Source organism: Rheinheimera faecalis, assembly GCF_021290965.1.
In the GTDB taxonomy this organism is placed as follows: domain Bacteria; phylum Pseudomonadota; class Gammaproteobacteria; order Enterobacterales; family Alteromonadaceae; genus Pararheinheimera; species Pararheinheimera faecalis.
Genome location: NZ_JAJOYT010000007.1, coordinates 61,395 through 82,193, shown reverse-complemented (window position 1 = coordinate 82,193; position 20,799 = coordinate 61,395). Strand labels below are relative to the sequence as shown.

Here is a 20,799-nt window from a genome sequence, read left to right as displayed (position 1 = left end):
AGTGCATCCACTATAAACCCGTTTTATTTTTTTGTCAGTGTGCTAACTGGTGAAAGTTTGCAAATGCGTGTAACTTCAATATTATAGCTTCGATAACAGATTGACGGATGGCGGAAGGATTAATGGGTCCAGCTTTAAAAGCGAGTTCAATCAAAGGTGCGCTGATATGGGTTGTGATGCTGATTTGTAGCATCACACTTTGTATTTCTTTAACCATCGCCACCTTGCAGGATATTAAAGCTGAGAAGAAAAACCTGTCTGAACAACTGCACTCTTATGCCGCCATTATTGCCTTTAACGCTGTAGGTTCCATCGAAATAGATGACTCAGAAGTAGAAGACAGACGCCTGGCGTCTTTCGCTGCAGAATCACGCCTGCACAACATTCATATTTATAAATTGCAGGGCAAAAACGAGCTGAGTTTTTTCGCTAGTTACAACAGAAGAGATGTTGGCCCCTACCCCACCCAGTTTAATAAAGTAGAGCAGTACCAAAACGCCACCATAGGCGATGGTGTGATGGAGCTGACGAAAAAAATAGAATCAGACGGTAAATTATTAGGTTATGTCTATATTCGAGCCAGCCTGGACGAATTAAGCCGTTATGTGCAAAACCGGGTGTTGTTCGATATTTTAATTGCACTCTGCTCTTTAATTGGTGCTTTTATTATCGCCAACAGATTACAGCGACGTTTTACCCAGCCCTTGTATAGCCTGCTGACGCTGGTGCAAAAAGTATCAAAAGAAAAAGACTACCAAATTCGGGTACCAGCTATGGAAATCACTGAATTCCATAATCTGGGCCGCGCAGTGAACACTATGCTGGACAGAACTGAACAGCAAATCACTAAACTGCGTAGTGCTGAGAGTGAAATACGCCAGTTAAACCAGGACCTGGAACAAAAGATCAATGACAGAACACTGGCACTGAAAACCTCCAATCAGGATTTATTAAACACCTTATCTACCTTACACCAATACCAGAATCAGATTGTTGAAACTGAGAAAATGGCCAGTTTAGGTCAGATGGTGGCCGGTGTAGCTCATGAAGTAAATACACCTATAGGCCTTGGTGTGACAGCTTCAACTTTGATGCAGGATAAGCTGGCAGAAATACAAAAAGCTTTTGATGATAAGAAGTTAACTTCAAACCAACTGGCAAAATTCCTCAGCGACAGCGCAGAAAATCTGGGGATTATTTATCGTAATCTTGAGCGCGCCGCTAACCTTATCCGTAGCTTTAAACAAGTGGCTGTCGATCAGTCCAACGACAACAGAAGATACTTCAATATGCACCAGTTGCTGAATGAAGTGCTGTTATCACTACGCCCTAACCTGAAAAAAACTCAGCATCAGGTCATACTCAATTGTGATGAACATCTGGAGCTGGAGAGCAAACCGGGCCCAATCAGCCAGATTTTAATAAACCTTATTATGAACAGCCTGATCCATGCCTTTGAGCATATGGAACAAGGCACCATGACAATTAGCGTCACCTTAGCTAACAGCCGCTGTTATCTGCATTATCAGGACAATGGCGCCGGTGTGCCTGAGAATATTAAAAAACGTATATTTGATCCTTTTGTCACAACAAAAAGAGGCGAAGGTGGCAGCGGCCTTGGCATGCATTTAGTCTATAACTTAGTGACACAAGCATTAAACGGCAAAATTCAGCTGGAAAGTTCACTCGATCATGGCATCGACATTCAAATCGACTTTCCTGTGATCCCTAAATAAGATAAAAAACCTGAACAACAGGATGTTTTTCAACAACTTACATTAGGCAACACTAATTGTTAACAAATCCACTTGTTAACAAAATCTGTGGTCTATATAATTGTGCAGACAATGACCATAGGTCACTCTCTTTCTAAAAAGATACAAATCAAATACTTAATTACGTTCACATAAGGTTTAAGCATAATGCAGACCCCTGTTATTCTGATTGTTGAAGATGAAGAAGTAACACGACTGAATCTGGTCAGCCTGTTCGAAGGCGAAGGCTATGATGTGGTTGAAGCAGTGAATGGCGAAGAAATGAACCAGAAACTGGCGGAACACAAAGTCAATTTGATTGTTATGGATATCAATCTGCCTGGCAAAAACGGCCTGATCCTGGCTCGTGAATTACGCCAAAAAGAAAACGTGGGTCTGATTTTCCTGACCGGACGTGACAGTGAAGTCGATCGTATTTTAGGTCTGGAAATTGGCGCTGACGATTACCTGACTAAACCTTTTAATCCGCGTGAACTGACTATTCGTGCCCGCAACCTGTTAAACCGCACTGTATCTCAACCTGTAGTGGAAGAGCATAAAAGTGTAGTGAAATTTAATGGTTGGGTATTGGATGAAAACAGCCGCAATCTGACGTCTCCAGAAGGTGTCTCACGCCGTTTACCTAAAGGTGAATACCGTGCCTTACGTTTAATGCTGGACAGCCCGGGCAAAATTTTCACCCGTGAACAACTGATCCGTCATATGACAGGCCGTGAACTCAGAGCAAATGACAGAACTGTGGATGTCACTATTCGCCGTATCCGTAAGCATTTTGAATCTGACGTAGATAGCCCTGAGCTGATCAGCACCATCCACGGTGAAGGTTACCGCTTCGTTGGTAAACTGGAAAAGTAATTTCGATACCAGAAAATGTAAGGGCGGGTCTTGTACCCGCCCTTCTTCTATCTAAGCCAGATATAAATCATAGCTTCAGCGCAAACAGCTTAAGCCCAGGCTTCTATATATTCTTGCAGAGTAGCCAAGTGCCGCTCTATTGTTATATGGAAATTGATCAACTGCTTTTCCATGCCATGCAGCTCAGTTGCCTGCTCCATTAACTTTGCCTGATGTTGCACCCACAACAAGCCAACAGAAGCAGCTGCGCCTTTGAGTTTGTGCGCAGCTTCCTGAAATTCAGTCACGTCTTGCTGTACTGCAGTTTCCACCATCTTATTGATGTAACCAGGCAGCAACTGCACAAACAACTGCACGCTGCGTAACATAGTGGCTTTGCCTAAAGACTGCAGATAATCATCCAGGGTTTGCTGATCAAGAATTTGCTGATCAAGAGCTTTTTCGGTTGTGATTTCTTTTGGAGCAGGAGCGCCAAACAGCTGATGTAAAATCTGATCCAACTTATTGGTATTAATAGGTTTTGCTAAAGCACCATCAACCCGCACATCTTTTAGTTGCTGCTCGGCTTTACGTACGTTGGCACTTAATACCACCACAGGTAATCTGGCCAAAGAAGGTTCAGCACGGATAAAACGTGCGACCTGGTCGCCGGACATATCCGGCAATTGCATATCTAAAAGCACCAGATCTATATCATCTTCGGTTTCCAGCAAAGCTAAAGCGTCTTCACCTGTTTCTGCCAAAATCACCTGATGACCACGTTGCTCTAATAAGTTTATCGCTATCTCAGCGTTTAGCGGCACATCCTCTACCAGTAAAATGGTTAAAGCCGGATACTGGGCTTGTGGCAGTGCTGCAGGAGCTGATGTAAGCTCTGCAGGCAACGACATGATAAAAGTACTACCTTTACCGACTGAACTCTCAAGCTTGATATGGCCCGACATAGCTTCAACTAAAGCCCGGGATACAGATAAACCTATGCCAGACCCAACTATGCTTAAACGCCTGCCATCACTGGATTTATAGTACATATCAAAAATGCGTTGCTGCTCTGCCTCAACAATACCTATACCAGTATCAATCACACTAAAACAAAGCTCTGCCGGATTATCAGTGCTTATGGAAACACCAAGTTGCACTGAACCACGGGCAGTGAATTTCACTGCGTTATTAATTAAGTTCCATAACACCTGGCGCACCCGTGTCGGGTCCAGACGAACATAAAGCTGGCTTGGTACAGCTTCAGGCTCAATAAAGGTCAAACCTTTTTGCTGACAAATTAAGTGGGCAAAATTACAGATATCATGCACAAATTCGCAAAGCTGTACCGACTGATAAACAATGTCTAAGTCCTGTCGATCAATTTTATCTAAGTCGATAATATCGTTAAAAATATTACCTAAGGTCTCAGCACTGCTGAAAATAGTATTGCTCCAGCTGCGTTGCTCTGATGATAAGGGGCTTTCCAACAGACGTCTGGTTAAACCTACAATACCATTTAACGGTGTACGCAGTTCATGGCTTAAAGTGGCAATAAACTTACCTTTATCCTGATAAGCTTTTTCCAGAGCCTGTTCAGCAAGTTTACGTGAGGTAATATCCCGGCCAAACCCAAGTAAGCCTATATAGCGACCTTGTTTATCAAAAAATGGCACTTTGCGCATTTCAAACCACAACATGCGGCCATCTGGTGTTTGATAATCCACATCTAAGGTTAGCTCTACTCTGCTGGCCGAAATCTCCTGATCGGTCAAAATAGCAATAGGCGTAGATTCAGCGTCATAGAGTTCAGCCGGATAATGACCTATCAGCTCTTTAGCCGATTTGCCCATAATGACTTCAAACATCTTATTGCAACTGACAAAACGACCAGTTTCATCGCGGTAGTAAAATAAATCGGGCGAGCTGTCGACTATAGAGCGGATTAATAAACTTTGTTCTTCCAGCTCTTGCTGGGTTTTACGGCGTTCAGTAATTTCACGACGCAATTCATCAACAGCACGGCGTTTAGCCTGAAAAGCTTTTTTCCGTTCTTCAATTTCGAAGTTCAGCTGACGAATAGTTTCCTGCATATTCTGATTCAACAGCTTTTCCTGCCGTATCGAATCCTGCAAATAAAACAGCGCTTCATCCAGATGGCGAATCAGATAAAAGCTACAGAGTAAAAAAGCTGGTGTCATAGAGGCGGAAAACAGCAAAGCGCCCAGCACCATGGACCAAAGCACCATATCGTGCAGCAACAAGCTGTATAAACCAGTGATAACTCCTGTTAAGGCCTGCAATAAAATAAAACACAGGCAAAAACACTGTAACCAGCCCCATTGCTTTAAAAAACCCGCCAGACGTCTGACTAAAGGATGAACGTTTTGTTGCATTAAATGCCTGCTAAAGAAACTGCCCGCAAAAACAGTAAACTGAGGGATTAAGTCTGCCAGATCAACTTGGCGCTTGTCCTGTAAATTTTCGTAAGGGACAAGCTGAAACAACTGAATACGGCTAAAAAAGCTCATTTTTCGACCAGACCGATACCATCTGGTGCAACTTTGATTGACAGCTCTGTTGGAACTGGTTAATTCTAACCGTTCTTAGAGTTTCAAAGTCTGCCTGTAATATGCTGAAAAATGCGTTATCGCTCACTACATATTACTACTCGCCTTACTACCTTTCGGAGTGGTTTAACGAGTAGCCAAACCACCAGTTTATTACTGGTTTTGGTTATTCATGCCGTCTTTTGAGCTATAAACTGATGTTATAAATCAGCTTTTTGTCTCAGTCGGCGCTGTTATTTCAACTCAACAGGTACATCTCATGCAAGTTACAACTAAAAAACCGGTCAGCATGCCGGACGCCTTTGTCATACTTTTTTTTGTGATGATAGCTGCAGCTATTGCATCTCATCTTATTCCGGCCGGTTATTTTCAGATGCTGCCGGAAACTGTCAATGCCGCAGGTGAAACGGTTAAAGCCCGTATTGATCCAAACAGCTTTCAGCTCGCGACGGAACAAAATAAAGCAGTGCCCTTGTTTGGTGAAGGCGGCCAGGTTGGCTTTTTAAACTACGCCTTCGAAGGTCTGGTTTCAGGCGATAAAATGGGTGCCGCCATTGGCGTTATTGCCTTTATTCTGCTGACTGGTGGTGCCTTTGGCATCATTATGAAAACCGGTGCAGTCAATAACGGCATTTTGGCGTTAATAGCTAAAACCAAAGATATAGATTTTTTATTTATCCCTCTGATGTTTATGCTGTTTTCTTTAGGTGGCGCTGTCTTTGGTATGGGTGAAGAGGCCATCGCCTTTTGTATTGTCTTACTACCTTTAATGCTCGCTTTAGGCTACGACGCTATCACCACTGTGCTGGTGACTTACATCGCCACTCAAATTGGTTTTGCTACCTCATGGATGAACCCTTTTAGCGTGGCTATAGCCCAGGGAATTGCAGGCTTACCTCTGATGTCAGGTGCAGATTATCGTATTATCCTCTGGGCCGTATTTACGCTGTTTGGCATTATTTTTACCATGCGTTACGCCGCCAAAATTAAAAAGGATCCAGAGCTTTCCGTTAGTTTTGCCTCAGATCAAAAACTTCGTGCACAGCAGCAAGAACAACAAAGCAGTCATTTTGGCAAATTAGACGCCGCCATCTTATTGCTTTTTGTCGCAGGTATTATCTGGGTCATTTGGGGTGTGGTAGCACGAGGCTACTATATTCCGGAAATTGCCACGCAGTTTTTTGCTTTAGGTATAGCTACGGCTATTTTGGCTATAGCCGGAAAACGTATCACGGTGAATGAATCGGCTGATGCCTTTAAGCAAGGTGCAGCTGAGTTGTTGCCAGCGGCCATGATAGTAGGTATGGCCAAAGGCATAGTGCTGTTATTAGGAGGCGACGATGCAACAGAGCCTTCAATACTCAACACTTTGTTGCATCATGCTGGCAGCAGCTTTGATGGCGTATCCAGCTATCTGTCAGCCTGGTTTATGTTGATTTTCCAGTCGGTGTTTAACTTCTTTGTCACTTCAGGTTCAGGCCAGGCCGCTTTAACTATGCCTTTAGTTGCGCCTTTGGCCGATTTAGTTGGGGTATCCCGCCAAATTGCTGTTTTAGCCTTTCAATTGGGAGATGGTTTAACCAACTGCATAGTGCCTACCTCTGCATCTTTAATAGGCTGTCTGGGCGTAGTGCGGGTGGACTGGATGTTATGGGCAAAGTTCGCCTGGCGTTTGCAGCTCTGGCTTTTTATTCTGGCAAGCCTCGCAATTTTAATCGCTGTCGCTATTGGCTACCAATAAGAATTACAACTAAGGACTATCAATGAGCGCAATAAAGCTTTTTAAAAATGCCCATATCATAAGCCCACAAGATTCAGGTGTAATGGATGTATTAGTTGCCGGCCATCAAATCGCAGCTTTAGGTATTGATTTAGAAACTGGTAATTCAAATTTACCTGTCGAAGTCATAGACGCCAGCGGCTGCTATCTAGTGCCGGGTTTTGTTGATTCGTTAGTGCATTTTATTGGGGGCGGTGGCGAAGGTGGTTTTGCCAGCCGCACTCCAGAAATGCAATTAACCAACGCTACTTTAGGCGGAGTCACTACAGCTATTGGTGTATTAGGCACAGACGCTACGACCCGGACTTTAACCAATCTTCTGGCCAAAGCTCATGCCCTGGACTCTGAAGGCATTACTACCTATTGCCATACAGGTTCCTACGAAATTCCATGCCGTACTTTAATGGGCAGTATCACGGATGACCTGCTCCTTATCGACAAGTTTATAGGTGTTGGCGAAATTGCTATCAGTGATTTCCGATCTTCTCAGCCGACCATTGAAGAAATACGTAAAGTGGCGGCTGCAGCTAAAGTCGGCGGCATTTTGTCGGGTAAAGGCGGTGTAGTCAGTGTGCATGTAGGTAGTGGCGAGTCATTGTTACAGCCGCTGTGGCAAGCAGTAGCAGGCACAGAACTTAAATTATCCCAGTTCTACCCTACTCATATAAACCGCAATGAAGCACTGTTTCAGGCTGGTATTGAGTTTGCAAAAGCTGGTGGCGTGATTGACTTTACCACCAGCACCACAGCTTATGATCTGCAGCATGGCGAAGTGGCAGCAGCAGAAGCTTTAGCCCGGGCTTTGCAAGCCGGAGTATCAGCTATGAACTTAACCTTAAGCTCAGATGGCAATGCCAGTTTGCCTCTGTATAACGACGACGGAGAGCTGGTTGGGCTTGAGGTTGGCAAAGTACAAAGCTTGTATCAGGTGGCCCGCCAGGCCGTGCTTGAGTATCAGGTCGCTTTAACTGACGCTATTACTGCTATTACTGCAGCTCCGGCTGCTGTCTTAGGGCTGAAACACAAAGGCCATATTGCAGCAGGTTTAGATGCTGATTTAGTGCTTTTGCATAAAAGTGATTTAACTATCCGTGATGTCTTTGCCAAAGGCCGTCAACTGGTGAAAGCAAGCCAGGCCATAGTGAAAGGTACTTTTGAGCAGTAACTTTAAAAACAAAGAGTTGAATTTCTGTTCCGCCATCCCAATCTAGCGAATATCCGACGGATTTAGTCGGGTATTCGCTTTTTTCGTTTAAGCTGTTCGAAAAAAATCAGCTTATATTGCACAGATTTTATACCGGCCCACGCGGCAAAATATGGTATAAAGTGCGCCAAATTTTCAGCGGGATCATGTTGTACATGATCTATGCATTTGATGGACATTGGAGTATTCATGCCGACCACTATGCCAGATGTAGCTAACCATTCATCCGCCACCACCGAAGGTGTGTTGGAATGGGTTGGCATGAGCAATATTGAACTGCCACTGATGTTGAGTGTTGCAGGCGAAGCACCACGCCAGGTCAGCGCCAAGGTTGAAGCTTTTGTAAACTTAAAAGATCCAAAAGCCAAAGGCATTCATATGTCACGGCTTTATCTGTTACTGGATCAGCTGTCGATTGAATCCAGTTTAAGTTTTGCAACTTTAAGCGAACTGCTGCACGAATTTATCAGCAGCCATGAAGACTTAAGTACTCATGCTTTTGTGAAGTTTGATTTCGAACTACATTTACGCCGTAAAGCACTGATCACCGAAAAACAAGGCTGGAAAGCTTACCCTGTGACTATCACGGGCCAGCTGAAAGATGGCAAGTTAGGTGTAGAGATGAAGGTCGACGTGCCTTACTCTTCAACTTGTCCTTGTTCAGCAGCCTTAGCCCGTCAGCTTATTCAGGAAGCTTTTGTCGCTAAATTTGCTGGCCACGCTCAGGTCAATGCTGAGCAAGTCAAAGACTGGTTAGGCACAACTCAGGGTATAGTAGCGACGCCGCACAGCCAGCGCTCTGTTGCTGAAATAAAAGTACAGCTGAACTCTAAAGTCACAGACTTCCCTGTGATTGCGTTAATTGACGCTATTGAAGATGCTCTGCAAACTCCGGTACAGGCCGCAGTTAAACGCGCAGATGAGCAGGAGTTTGCCCGCTTAAACGGTCAAAACCTGATGTTCTGTGAAGATGCAGCCCGTCGTTTAAAACACGCGCTAAACCAATTGACTGAATTTGACGATTTCTGGTTACGAGTGAACCACTACGAGTCACTGCATGCACACGATGCAGTCGCAGTGACAGTCAAAGGTGTTTCAAACGGTTATCACGCATAAGTTCCGCATAAAAATATCGTGTAAATTACAAAAAAAGGCCGCATCAGTGGCCTTTTTTTTATACTCCCCGCACCAAAATCAGCAAAAAAGCCATAGTTCTGTAATTTTATTACAAAATCACCCTATAACAGCCTTCGGCAAAATAGTCAGTTAAATGCGTCAGACTGGTCTTGCAATTTCCGTCCGATCTGGGTATATCTAATCGTCTATTTATGGATAGACGTCTAAACGCCATAAAAACAACTATGCGGACCACCTAACTGACTGAAACCAGAGCTGTTGTTTTCTTTCAGAGATAAAAACGCCAATTATAAGAATAATAATTCATAAATTTAACATTTTTACCCAGAGGTTATTGAGGTTAATGCTAGCTAGCGAGTAATAGAGCTCTTACCAACATAGCCGTGCTATGTAATTCGGGCGACAGAGCGTAGTTACCCAAGCCACAGCTTCAGAAACTAAGGGTATATTTATTTTTTACAGGACAGGTTGGAGGAAGAGTCATGGCGTTGTATCACCACAGTCAGGCAAGAGAGAACTGTGGCTTTGGTCTGATCGCTCATTTAGAAGGCGTCGCCAGCCACCGTATTGTGCGCACTGCTATCAGCGGTTTAGACCGCATGCAGCACAGAGGTGGAATTTCAGCGGATGGGAAAACAGGCGATGGTTGTGGCCTGTTAATGCAAAAACCCGATAGTTTTTTCCGTGCAGTTGCAGAGGAGAAAGGCTGGGTTTTGGGCAAAAAGTATGGGGTGGGCATCTTTTTCTTTAGTCAGGATCCGGTGAAAGCCGAACTGGCTCGCGCTATTATTGAACAGGAAATTACCCGTGAGACACTGACCCTGGTCGGCTGGCGTGATATGCCAACGGACACGTCGGTGCTGGGTGATTTAGCACTCACTTCTATGCCTCAGATTAAGCAGGCTTTTGTCAGTGCCCAGCCAGGCTGGAACGAACACGATTTAGAGCGTCGCCTTTATATGGTCAGACGCCGTATCGAAAAGCAGCTGACAGATGATGCGGATTTTTATATCCCAAGCTTTTCTTGTCTGGTGACCGTATTTAAAGGCCTGATGATGCCGGCAGATCTGCCGCGTTTTTATCTGGACTTAGCAGACGTTCGGATGGAAACCGCCATTTGTGTATTCCACCAGCGTTTCTCTACTAACACTATGCCACGTTGGGCTTTGGCTCAGCCATTCCGCTTTTTAGCGCATAACGGCGAAATTAATACCATTACAGGCAACAGACAATGGGCCCGCGCCCGTCAGTATAAGTTTTCGTCGCCTTTATTACCTGACTTACCAACAGCTGCACCTTTTGTCAGCCAGTCGGGTTCAGACTCCAGCTCTTTAGATAATATGCTGGAATTGCTGCTGGCCGGCGGTATGGATTTATTCCGTGCTATGCGCTTGCTGGTGCCGCCAGCATGGCAAGGCAATAAAGTGATGGACGATAACTTAAAGGCCTTCTACGAGTTTAACTCCATGCATATGGAGCCTTGGGATGGCCCTGCTGGTATTGTTATGACCAATGGTCAGCATGTGGCTTGTAACTTAGATCGCAACGGCTTACGCCCTGCCCGCTTTGTTATTACCAAAGATAAATTAATTACGCTGGCTTCTGAAGTTGGCATCTGGGATTACACACCTGATGAAGTGCAGGAAAAAGGCCGCGTTGGCCCGGGCGAAATGCTGGCTGTGGATACGCAGACAGGAAAAATCTGGCGCTCAGAAGAAATTGACCAGGATTTAATGGTTCGCCACCCGTACCGCAAATGGTTGTCCACTAACGTACAACGTTTAGTGCCTTACGAGCAGTTTGAAACTGACTTAATAGGCAAACGTGTTTTTACTGACGATCAGATGATGGTGTTCCATAAGCTGTTTAACTACAGCTATGAAGAAATTGAACAGGTAGTGACTGTACTGGCAAAAGACGGCCAGGAAGCTGTAGGTTCTATGGGTGACGATACGCCAATGGCTGTGTTGTCGCAAAAAACCCGTACTTTCTACGACTATTTCCGTCAGTTGTTTGCGCAGGTCACTAACCCGCCTATAGATCCATTACGTGAAGCTCACGTGATGTCGCTGGCAACCAGCATAGGTCGCGAACACAACGTGTTCAGTGAAACTGCAGGTTATGCCCGCCGTATTCAGTTTGAATCACCTGTAATGATGTACAGCGATTTAAAACAGTTAAAAGCAGCAGACGAGAAATACTACAAACACCATATTATTTCCCTGAACTTCGATCCTAACGACGAAGATCTGGAAACCGCAGTGCGCCGTGTATGTGCTGAAGCTGTGCGTGTGGTGCGTGAAGATAAAGTGGTGCTGGTGATCCTAACGGACCGCCGTATCGAACAAGGCTTGATCCCTATTCCGGCAGCTATGGCTGTGGGCGCAGTGCATCACGCTTTAGTAGATAACCAACTGCGCTGCGATTCAAACATTATTATCGAAACCGCAACGACACGTGACCCGCATCACTTCGCAGTATTGGTAGGTTTAGGTGCTACAGGTATTTATCCATTCCTGGCCTATGAGACTATTGAGCAACTGGTAGAAAAAGGCAGTCTGAATCTGACCGCCCGTCAGGCCGTGCTGAATTACCGTAAAGGCATTAACAAAGGCCTGTACAAAATCATGTCAAAAATGGGTATTTCGACTGTAGCGAGTTATCGCTGTTCGAACCTGTTTGAGGCTGTGGGTATTAACCAAAACGTGATGAAGCTGTGTTTCCCTGATTTACCTTCGCGTATTCAGGGCGCCGACTTTGCTGACTTCCAGCAAGACGTACAAATTCGTGCCAACAGCGCCTGGTTAAAACGTAAACCACTGAATCACGGTGGCCAGCTGAAATATGTGCATGATGGCGAATACCACGCTTATAACCCTGATGTAGTGCAAAGCCTGCAAAAAGCCGTACGCAGTGGCAAATATGCCGATTACAAAGTCTATTCCGACTTCGTGAATCAGCGCCCTGTAGCGCATTTACGCGACTTATTTAGCTTAAACAAAGCCAATGCCACTCCTGTTGATTTGGAGCAAGTACAAGCTGCTGAGCAGCTATACCCACGTTTTGACAGCGCAGCTATGTCTATCGGTGCTTTAAGCCCTGAAGCTCATGAAGCTTTGGCTATAGCAATGAACCGTTTAGGTGGCCGCTCTAACTCAGGTGAAGGCGGCGAAGATCCTCGCCGTTTTGGCACTGAGAAAAATAGCAAAATTAAGCAGGTGGCTTCAGGTCGTTTTGGTGTCACACCACATTATCTGGTGAACGCTGAAGTGATTCAGATCAAAGTAGCCCAAGGCGCTAAGCCGGGTGAAGGTGGTCAGTTACCTGGTGAAAAAGTCACAGCTGAAATTGCTCGTTTACGTTATTCGGTGCCTGGTGTCACGCTGATTTCACCACCGCCGCATCACGATATTTATTCAATTGAAGATTTGGCTCAGCTGATTTTTGACTTAAAACAAGTGAATCCTGAAGCGCTGATTTCAGTGAAATTAGTGTCTGAACCTGGTGTCGGTACTATTGCGACCGGTGTGGCTAAAGCTTATGCCGATTTAATTACCGTATCAGGTTATGACGGTGGCACAGGTGCAAGCCCGCTGACGTCGGTTAAATACGCAGGTTCGCCTTGGGAGCTGGGGTTAGCTGAAGTGCATCAGGCCTTAGTTGAAAACGGTTTACGTGACCGCGTTCGCTTGCAGGTAGACGGTGGCTTAAAAACCGGTTTAGACGTAGTCAAAGCCGCTATTTTAGGTGCTGAAAGCTTTGGTTTTGGTACTGGCCCTATGGTGGCTTTAGGCTGCAAATTCTTACGGATTTGCCACCTGAATAACTGCGCCACCGGTGTTGCCACTCAGGATGCGACATTACGCCGCGATCACTTCAACGGTTTGCCAGAAATGGTAATGAACTACTTTAAGTTCTTATCGCATGAAGTGCGTGAGCTGATGGCTGAACTGGGTGTCACTTCATTAGAACAGTTAATAGGCCGTACTGATTTACTCTCTGTACGCGAAGGCCAGACGCAGAAACAACTGAAATTAGACCTGAGCCCGATTTTATTGGCCTCTGGCGTCAAATCAGATAAATCCTTGTTCTGCGTACAAAACAACGACCCGTTCGACGATGGCGCGTTAAACCAGGAGCTGGTGAAACGCTGCAAAGATATGGTTGTGCATAAAACCGGTGGCCGCTTAACTGTGCCTATCCGCAATACCGACCGTTCTGTTGGCGCTGCTTTGTCTGGTTTTATTGCCCGTCATCATGGCAATCAGGGCATGGCAACAGACCCTATAGTGATTAACTGCGTAGGTACTGCAGGCCAGAGCTTTGGTGTCTGGAACGCTGGTGGTTTGCATTTATCCTTACAAGGTGATGCCAACGACTATGTAGGTAAAGGCATGACAGGTGGCCAAATCGCTATATTCCCGCCTAAGGGAGTCAGCTATGCCAAAGACGACGCCACTATTGCAGGTAACACCTGTTTATATGGTGCAACAGGTGGCCGTTTCTATGCTGCCGGCCGCGCTGGTGAACGTTTTGCCGTACGTAACTCAGGCGCCATAGTCGTTGTAGAAGGCACAGGCGATAACTGCTGTGAATATATGACAGGTGGTGTGGTGATGGTATTAGGTCAGACCGGCGTCAACTTTGGCGCTGGTATGACAGGCGGTTTTGCATATTTATTAGATGAACAGGATGACTTATGCCTACGGGTGAACCCTGAACTGGTGGAAGCGCTGGATGTCAGCACACCAATTCTGCAGGAACACTTACGTAGCTTGTTGCATCAACACGTTGAGGCCACCGGCAGCGAAAAAGCGCACCGGATCCTGACAGATTTCAACAACTACTTAAGCAAGTTCAAACTGGTTAAACCCAAAACAAGTGACGTCAACACCTTGCTTGGTCACCGCGCACGCTCTTCCGATGAGCTGCGGGTTCAGGCGATGTAAGGGAGGCAACTATGGCACAGAATGTTTATCAATTTATCGACGTAAAGCGGGTTGACCCACCAAAGAAGTCACACCGTGAGCGGACCATTGAGTTCGTAGAAATTTATCAGCCTATGACAGACACGCAAGCCTCAGGTCAGGCTGACCGCTGTCTGGACTGTGGCAACCCTTACTGCGAATGGAAATGCCCTGTGCATAACTATATTCCGCAGTGGCTGAAGCTGGCGAACGAAGGCAAGATTATTGAAGCGGCTGAATTGTCGCATAAAACCAATAGCTTACCTGAAGTTTGTGGCAGGGTTTGCCCGCAGGATCGTTTATGCGAAGGCGCCTGCACCATCAACGAAGGTTTTGGTGCAGTCACTATAGGTTCTATTGAAAAGTATATTAACGACAAAGCCTTTGAAATGGGCTGGCGGCCGGATTTATCTGCCGTAGTAAAAACCAATCTGAAGGTCGCTGTGATAGGTGCAGGCCCAGCTGGTTTAGCTTGTGCTGACGTGCTTATTCGTAATGGCGTTACCCCAGTGGTCTTTGACCGTTATCCGGAAATTGGTGGCTTAATGACCTTTGGTATTCCGCCTTTTAAACTGGAAAAAGACGTACTGAAATTGCGCCGTGAAATCTTCACCGCTATGGGTATTGAGTTCCGTTTAAATACCACAGTTGGTGTGGATGTCAGCTTTGACAGCCTGCTGCAGGAATACGATTCAGTCTTTCTGGCCTTAGGTACTTACACCCCAATGCAAGGTGGTTTGGTTAACGAAAAAGCCCCTGGTGTCTACGAAGCCCTGCCTTATCTGATTGGTAATATCAACCATCTGATGGGCTGGCAGACAGAACACCAGTATGTGAACCTTGCCGGTAAAAAAGTAGTGGTATTAGGCGGTGGTGACACCTCAATGGACTGTGTGCGCACTGCGATTCGTCAGGGAGCCAGCAAAGTCACATTGGCCTATAGACGCGACGAAGCCAGCATGCCGGGTTCACGCAAAGAAGTACAAAATGCCCGCGAAGAAGGTGTGGAATTTATGTTTAACCTGCAGCCACTTGGCATCAAGTTAAATGACGAAGGCCATGCCTGTGGTATCGAAGTGGTCACTACTGCTATGGGCGCTGCCGATGCCAAAGGCCGCCGTAACGCCGAAGCTGTGCCAGGTTCAGAGCAGGTATTAGAAGCTGACGCCGTAATTGTTGCTTTTGGTTTCCAGCCAAGCCCACCACAGTGGTTAAAAGATATGGGTGTAGAGCTCGATGACAAAGGCCGCGTAGTGGCCAGCGAAAAAAGCACTTACCCACTCCAGACCAACCAGCAAAAGATCTTCGCAGGTGGCGATATGGTATTAGGTTCAGATCTGGTAGTCACAGCTATAGCCCAGGGCCGTAAGGCTGCTGAGGGGATATTGGACTATTTAAAAGTCTGATTTAGGCCTTCGTACTTGCTGTAGGGGCGGGTCTTGTACCCGCCCGTCTCCCGTTCGAATAAAAGCCAAAGAGCCTCGCCTGGCTGCAACATCAATTACTTTGGCTAAGGGTTTTGAGAACATTTTGAATAGAGGGCATCAGCTAACACTGGTGCCTTTTTGTTTTGCGCCGTTATATTTTTATCTATGTCTTTTAATTAATTATAGTTTTGGTTACAGTCAACTCAGTACTCTCAGGTACTGATATTTGTATAACTCAAGTTTAGTTATAACTTCTGCGATTTAATGGATTAAATCATTCTTTGTCCTGCCTTTTGCGCTGTTATCTATCCTTGCCATATTGAATCTCTTTAGCCTTTCAAAAACTTATAACAATTCATGAGGAAATGATGAAAAAAATTGTACTTCCTGTCGCGCTGCTTAGTCTGGCTGTTCTAACAGCCTGTACTTCGTCGACGCGTGGTTCTGTCAATGCATTGTCCACAGCAACACCTGCTATTAGTCCAGTGCTTAGTCAAGCTCCTGAACTCTCGTTGAAACGAGTAGTAGCAATAGCTCGTTTTTCTGATGAGACCAAAAGAGGCAACGCCTTTTTGTTGGATCAGAATGGCGATCGATTAGGGAAACAAGCCTCAGATATTCTTGCCGCACGTCTGACTGAAACAAACAAGTTCATCATGCTTGAGCGTGCAGATTTAGACAAAGTAATAAGTGAGAACACCTTCAAAGGCGAGCAGATCCAAACTGCAGGTTCTGATTTTTTAATTGTCGGTTCAGTCTCCGAATTTGGCCGCTCAACAAACAGCGAAGTTGGTGTTTTTAGCCGCAATAAAATTCAGACAGCTACGGCTACAGTAAATGTCCGGTTAATTAACACAAAAACCGGGCAAATCATGTATTCAGAGGAAGCTACTGGTGAAGCACGGGTAGAAGCTAACTCAGTGATGGGTGTTGGTGAGCGTGCTGCTTATGATACTTCAATCAATGACAAGGCTTTATCTGCCGCCATTTCAAAGCTGGTGAGCAACATCTCCGAAAATTTACTGGATTCTCCGTGGCAAGCTTATTTGATAAGTAAACAAGGTAGCCAATTTTTGATGACTGGCGGATCAGCCCAAGGCATCAAAGTAAATGATACTTTTGATGTGGTCAGTCCAGGGCAGCAAGTAAAAAATCCACAAACAGGAATGCTGATAAATTTACCGGGGCAAAAAGTGGCTACTTTACGTGTCACAGGTTTTGTTGGCGAGGGTAACGATGAATTGTCGGTGTGCGAACTGGTTTCAGGCACGATCAACGATCAAAGCATCAGCAAAGTTGTTGTGCGTGAAGAAGGGAAGGTGTAATTAAATGAAATATATGATTTGTTTGGTTTTTTCTCTTTTGCTGTCTGCGTGTAGCACAAGTTTTTCTGAGATTAAACAAGTAGATGATAAAGCCTACTTACAACTGAGCGGCAACCTTCAGGGAACTACTCTGGTTCTTGATAATACCACCACAGTTCAACTGGATAATGCTGATACTTTTAAACTAGATGGTGAAACAGTAGCAAAGTTTGATTTAAGCGTTGGTAGCCATCAGGTAGAAATAAGCCGGGGCCAACAGGTTCTGGTGAAAAGAAAAATTTATGTCACAAATGGCAATGTATTTGAGGTAAGAGTTCCATGAAAACTGGTATCCAAAAAGCACTAATTTTGGTTTGCGCTATTGGTCTGTCCGCATGCGCCAGCACTAATAAATCAATTTATCATTGGGGTGACTATTCAGAAACCGCTTATAACCATAAGCACGAACCTTCTGACGAGACTCGCGAAAAGCATAAGCAAGCACTGTTAGCTATCATCGAGAATGCTGCCAAAGAAAACAAAAAGATACCTCCTGGCATCTACGCAGAGTTGGCAACATTAGAACTTCAGGTGAATAACGTCGTTGAAGCTCAGGCTTACTTACAGCAAGAAAAAGCCCTATTTCCAGAGTCGGCGCAATTGATTGACGCAATGTTGAATAAAATGAATAAGGCAGGCTAAAGGAATGAAAACTCCATTTAAAAGTATTCTTGTGTTAGCTGCATTACTGTTATCAGGTTGCGCTACACAAAAAATTGTTAGTAAGCAAGAAGCTTTCCCTAAGATGTATGATGCTGCGCCATTGTCTGTTTTGGTTGTGCCAGCGGTTAATAAATCAACTGCTGCAGACGCACCGGATCTGTATTCCACGACTATTGCCCAGCCATTAGCTGAGGCTGGTTACTACGTTCTGCCGATCCCGTTGTCTGCTATGCTGCTACAGCAGGAAGGGATCGTAGATGGAGCTCAACTCCGAGATGTAAATCCAGATAAGTTTAAACAAATGTTTGGGGCTGATGCTGTGCTCTTTGTCACTATTAATCAGTGGGATACCAATTATTTTGTGACTGGCGGCAATGTAACCGTAGGTGCTGAATTCGATTTAGTTTCTACATCTTCTGGTGAGTCGTTATGGAATTATCAGAACGTCGTTGTCATTAATACTTCTGGTAACAGTGGCAATTTGCTTGCGGACATTATAAGCACCGCTATTAATACTGCGACTACTGATTATGTGCCTGTAGCACGAATGGTAAATGCTTCAGTTATTAATACATTACCTGTAGGTAAATACCATTCTCGTCATAAACAGGATGGTGCAGATCAGTCGGTAAATACCGCTTTATCTGCGAAAGCCGCACAATAATTACCATTAAATTGATAAAAGCTGACCTATTTGGTCAGCTTTTATCTATGTGTTATCGAATACTGCGAACATCCTCACTCAGTGCTCCCACTTAGACAGTCAGATAAGCAATTGGAAACAAAGAATTAGCCTCCAGACAATAATCCCCAAAGTAGGCTTCAACTTCCTGACTGACACCTGCGACGTTTCATGGTAAAGCTCAATAAACAACTTACGGTACTCGCTGTTACTGCTGGCAAAATAAAGTAACACATAGAATGTGTGTGACAATGCAGAAAAGCACTTACCCACTTCAAACCAACCAGCAAAAAATCTTCGCAGGTGGTGATATGGTATTAGGCTCGGACCTGGTAGTCACAGCTATAGCTAAGGGCCGTAAGGTCACTGAGGGGATATCGGATTACCTTCAAGTCTGATTGAATATCAGGTTTAAACGTAGGGTGGGGTCTTGCACCCGCCCTTCTTAAATTCAAATCCGATGTAATTTAGCCTTTTACCCGCCCGCTTCGCGTTCAAATAAATGCAAAGCCGAAAGCTCGGACTCAACAAATCAGCAGCTTCATGCACGAAGATAATATAAAAGGCATCAGCTAACTCTGCCTATAATTATTACTTTTTAATTCTGGCAGCACTTACTTGCTGATGAATTCCAATTGCGGTTCTGGCTACAGAAGAATATCCCTTTGGATCATCTGAGTCTGCCAGCTTCTGCAAGTAATCAAGGTCTCTGTCATCACCTAACTGTGCCAAGGCTCTAATCGCTTGTGCTTTTGTGTTAAATAAATCGCGGTCTATATAAGTTATCAACTCTGAACGAATGGTATTTCTATCGATAGATAGTAATTCATGATTACTACTTTGAATTAGCAGGTCTGCAAGGCTTACCCGTATCTGAGGCATTTTAAACAGAACCCACCATGCCTCATTAAAACCCACACCTACATAATCTCCGTCCCACAGGCCTTTAATCAGGCACAAATAGTCAGTATCAGCTTGCTCTGCCCATCGTTCATTTAATAAGTTATTTATCTTTGTTCGTTCTTTAAGGAAGTTTGTTAACTTATAAGGTTGCTCACCATCTTTCCTGTAACTGTCATAAACAACTGCAGACTGCGTAATAAACTTTTTGTACCACAAATCAGATTCTAAGCTGGCAGCACAAGCTGCAGTAAAACCACTATAGAGGGCCAAATATAACAAAAAAATTTTCATACCGACCTCTCCCAGCTACTTGCGTGCAAGAACTAAAGAAACAAAAGGATTTAATTGGCGGCGACCAATCACTTTGCAGTAAAGTAAAACAAACTCTTTATTACAACGCCCTATGACCAGCTACAAGCCACTACTGACCAAAGCACCAGCACAACTTTTCCAAACCAATGGTAAACCAGCCTTCGGCTTATTTGATAGATCTGTCGCTGACTTTAATCTGCAGGATTTTATTTATCAGAACCTGATGGATAACAAAGCCGGCGCCCTAGCCCGTTATTTTAACTACAAGCAGTTTCAGTTTATTTGTGTCACGGGTTCTGACTGGTTACTGGCTGTGGCTATTGCTGATATTCGTTATGCCAATTCAGGTTTTGCGTATTTGTATCGTTTTGACACAAACCAGACTGTAAGCAAAGGCGTGTTATTGCCAGGCGCTTTAGGCTGCCAAATGAGTGACTCCCCCTCAGCAGGTGAAGCGAAGCAAAGCTTTGGTGCTTATAAAGTCGCTATAAAAACCAGTGCTACAAACTGGCAATTAAAGATTGATACCAAAGAGTTAAAAGCAAATTTAACCATAGAAAAAGCCAAGCAGATGCCTTTAGCTTTATGTGCGCCTACTGGCTACAACGGCTTTACTTACACCGAAAAATCCAATGCCTTGGCTGTGTCAGGCACACTTGAACTTCAGGGTAAGACGTTGGATTTAACTCAGGCTTTAGCGGGTTATGATTTTTCAGCAGGCTTTATGCGCCGCCAAACCAGTTGGCGTTGGGCCAGTATCAACGCCATGGTCGAAGGTCAGGCTTTTGGCCTGAATATGGCGGCAGGTGTCAATGAAACCGGGCTTTGCGAAAATGCACTGTGGTTTAATGGCCAAATCCAGCATTTAAGCCCAGCAACTTTTGGTTTTGATCGCAAAGACGATAAAAAACCATGGCAAATAAGCAGCCTCTGCGGCGAAGTTCAGCTTGAATTTAGCCCTTTGCATTGCCGTCAGGAAAAGGTCAATATCGGCTTACTGGCCAGCAATTTCCGACAGTATGTTGGGCTTTATACGGGCTTTGTGGTGCTTCAAAATGGCACAAAATTACAACTAAATGCGGTCAAAGGCCTGGCTGAAGATCATTATGCCAAGTGGTGATTTATGGCTTTGTATTGGTCTGCTTAGCCACAACTCACGTAAAAACAGCACTAGCCAACAG

At 44.8% G+C, this 20,799-nt stretch carries 15 protein-coding genes; 13 read left to right on the top strand and 2 right to left on the bottom strand.

Annotation, left to right across the window (positions count from 1 at the left end; translation table 11 throughout):
• The first annotated feature begins 107 nt into the window (after positions 1-107).
• Complete coding sequence (locus tag LSG34_RS13305) at positions 108-1,736, top strand: HAMP domain-containing sensor histidine kinase (RefSeq protein ID WP_233009588.1); 1,629 nt, start codon at positions 108-110, stop codon at positions 1,734-1,736.
• A 186-nt stretch (positions 1,737-1,922) separates the two neighbouring features.
• The gene (gene arcA, locus LSG34_RS13300) at positions 1,923-2,630 is read left to right on the top strand and encodes a two-component system response regulator ArcA (RefSeq protein WP_053425457.1); all 708 of its coding nucleotides are present in this window, start codon (positions 1,923-1,925) and stop codon (positions 2,628-2,630) included.
• Positions 2,631-2,719: 89 nt separating this feature from the next.
• Here arcA and LSG34_RS13295 read toward each other — a convergent pair whose 3' ends face one another.
• A complete protein-coding gene (locus LSG34_RS13295) occupies positions 2,720-5,005 on the bottom strand; it encodes an ATP-binding protein (RefSeq protein ID WP_233009587.1) in 2,286 nt (761 codons plus the stop codon).
• Between the two features lie 433 nt (positions 5,006-5,438).
• Between LSG34_RS13295 and yfcC the strand changes: the two genes are divergently transcribed.
• The 10 genes from yfcC (at position 5,439) to LSG34_RS13245 (ending at position 18,801) form a co-directional block, all read left to right on the top strand.
• Positions 5,439-6,920 (top strand): putative basic amino acid antiporter YfcC, encoded by a 1,482-nt coding sequence (gene yfcC, locus LSG34_RS13290; protein WP_233009586.1) that lies wholly within the window; start codon positions 5,439-5,441, stop codon positions 6,918-6,920.
• Positions 6,921-6,942: 22 nt separating this feature from the next.
• Entirely contained in the window at positions 6,943-8,124 is a 1,182-nt protein-coding gene (gene iadA / locus LSG34_RS13285) for a beta-aspartyl-peptidase (protein ID WP_233009585.1), read from the top strand.
• A gap of 228 nt (positions 8,125-8,352) precedes the next feature.
• Positions 8,353-9,279 carry a GTP cyclohydrolase FolE2 gene (folE2, locus tag LSG34_RS13280; RefSeq protein ID WP_233009584.1) on the top strand — a complete coding sequence of 309 codons (927 nt, stop codon included), beginning with the start codon at positions 8,353-8,355 and terminating at the stop codon, positions 9,277-9,279.
• A gap of 503 nt (positions 9,280-9,782) precedes the next feature.
• Complete coding sequence (gene gltB, locus LSG34_RS13275) at positions 9,783-14,249, top strand: glutamate synthase large subunit (protein WP_233009583.1); 4,467 nt, start codon at positions 9,783-9,785, stop codon at positions 14,247-14,249.
• Positions 14,250-14,260: 11 nt separating this feature from the next.
• A complete protein-coding gene (locus tag LSG34_RS13270) occupies positions 14,261-15,673 on the top strand; it encodes an FAD-dependent oxidoreductase (RefSeq protein WP_233009582.1) in 1,413 nt (470 codons plus the stop codon).
• A gap of 389 nt (positions 15,674-16,062) precedes the next feature.
• Positions 16,063-17,019: a CsgG/HfaB family protein gene (locus LSG34_RS13265; protein ID WP_233009581.1), complete on the top strand. Its 957-nt coding sequence runs from the start codon at positions 16,063-16,065 to the stop codon at positions 17,017-17,019.
• 4 nt (positions 17,020-17,023) lie between these two features.
• Positions 17,024-17,341, top strand: coding sequence for a hypothetical protein (locus LSG34_RS13260; RefSeq protein WP_233009580.1), 318 nt, complete (start codon positions 17,024-17,026; stop codon positions 17,339-17,341).
• On the top strand, positions 17,338-17,700 hold the full coding sequence (locus LSG34_RS13255) for a DUF4810 domain-containing protein (RefSeq protein ID WP_233009579.1): 363 nt from the start codon (positions 17,338-17,340) through the stop codon (positions 17,698-17,700). Before LSG34_RS13260 ends, LSG34_RS13255 begins: the two co-directional genes overlap by 4 nt.
• A 4-nt stretch (positions 17,701-17,704) precedes the next feature.
• Positions 17,705-18,385, top strand: coding sequence for a GNA1162 family protein (locus LSG34_RS13250; protein WP_233009578.1), 681 nt, complete (start codon positions 17,705-17,707; stop codon positions 18,383-18,385).
• 269 nt (positions 18,386-18,654) lie between these two features.
• Positions 18,655-18,801: a hypothetical protein gene (locus LSG34_RS13245; RefSeq protein ID WP_233009698.1), complete on the top strand. Its 147-nt coding sequence runs from the start codon at positions 18,655-18,657 to the stop codon at positions 18,799-18,801.
• A 193-nt stretch (positions 18,802-18,994) separates the two neighbouring features.
• On the opposite strand, the gene LSG34_RS13240 is transcribed toward LSG34_RS13245, so the two are convergent.
• The gene (locus tag LSG34_RS13240) at positions 18,995-19,597 is read right to left on the bottom strand and encodes a HEAT repeat domain-containing protein (RefSeq protein ID WP_233009577.1); all 603 of its coding nucleotides are present in this window, start codon (positions 19,595-19,597) and stop codon (positions 18,995-18,997) included.
• A gap of 112 nt (positions 19,598-19,709) precedes the next feature.
• On the opposite strand from LSG34_RS13240, the gene LSG34_RS13235 reads away from it, so the two are divergent.
• Positions 19,710-20,738, top strand: a complete 1,029-nt coding sequence (locus LSG34_RS13235) for a DUF2804 domain-containing protein (protein ID WP_233009576.1) — start codon at positions 19,710-19,712, stop codon at positions 20,736-20,738.
• The last annotated feature ends 61 nt before the right edge of the window (positions 20,739-20,799 follow it).

Bases quoted from the DNA above. Each gene is read 5' to 3' on its own strand.
- LSG34_RS13305 (WP_233009588.1), top strand. From the start codon at position 108: ATGGCGGAAGGATTAATGGGTCCAGCTTTAAAAGCGAGTTCAATCAAA.
- arcA (WP_053425457.1), top strand. From the start codon at position 1,923: ATGCAGACCCCTGTTATTCTGATTGTTGAAGATGAAGAAGTAACACGA.
- LSG34_RS13295 (WP_233009587.1), bottom strand. From the start codon at position 5,005: ATGCAACAAAACGTTCATCCTTTAGTCAGACGTCTGGCGGGTTTTTTA.
- yfcC (WP_233009586.1), top strand. From the start codon at position 5,439: ATGCAAGTTACAACTAAAAAACCGGTCAGCATGCCGGACGCCTTTGTC.
- iadA (WP_233009585.1), top strand. From the start codon at position 6,943: ATGAGCGCAATAAAGCTTTTTAAAAATGCCCATATCATAAGCCCACAA.
- folE2 (WP_233009584.1), top strand. From the start codon at position 8,353: ATGCCGACCACTATGCCAGATGTAGCTAACCATTCATCCGCCACCACC.
- gltB (WP_233009583.1), top strand. From the start codon at position 9,783: ATGGCGTTGTATCACCACAGTCAGGCAAGAGAGAACTGTGGCTTTGGT.
- LSG34_RS13270 (WP_233009582.1), top strand. From the start codon at position 14,261: ATGGCACAGAATGTTTATCAATTTATCGACGTAAAGCGGGTTGACCCA.
- LSG34_RS13265 (WP_233009581.1), top strand. From the start codon at position 16,063: ATGAAAAAAATTGTACTTCCTGTCGCGCTGCTTAGTCTGGCTGTTCTA.
- LSG34_RS13260 (WP_233009580.1), top strand. From the start codon at position 17,024: ATGAAATATATGATTTGTTTGGTTTTTTCTCTTTTGCTGTCTGCGTGT.
- LSG34_RS13255 (WP_233009579.1), top strand. From the start codon at position 17,338: ATGAAAACTGGTATCCAAAAAGCACTAATTTTGGTTTGCGCTATTGGT.
- LSG34_RS13250 (WP_233009578.1), top strand. From the start codon at position 17,705: ATGAAAACTCCATTTAAAAGTATTCTTGTGTTAGCTGCATTACTGTTA.
- LSG34_RS13245 (WP_233009698.1), top strand. From the start codon at position 18,655: ATGCAGAAAAGCACTTACCCACTTCAAACCAACCAGCAAAAAATCTTC.
- LSG34_RS13240 (WP_233009577.1), bottom strand. From the start codon at position 19,597: ATGAAAATTTTTTTGTTATATTTGGCCCTCTATAGTGGTTTTACTGCA.
- LSG34_RS13235 (WP_233009576.1), top strand. From the start codon at position 19,710: ATGACCAGCTACAAGCCACTACTGACCAAAGCACCAGCACAACTTTTC.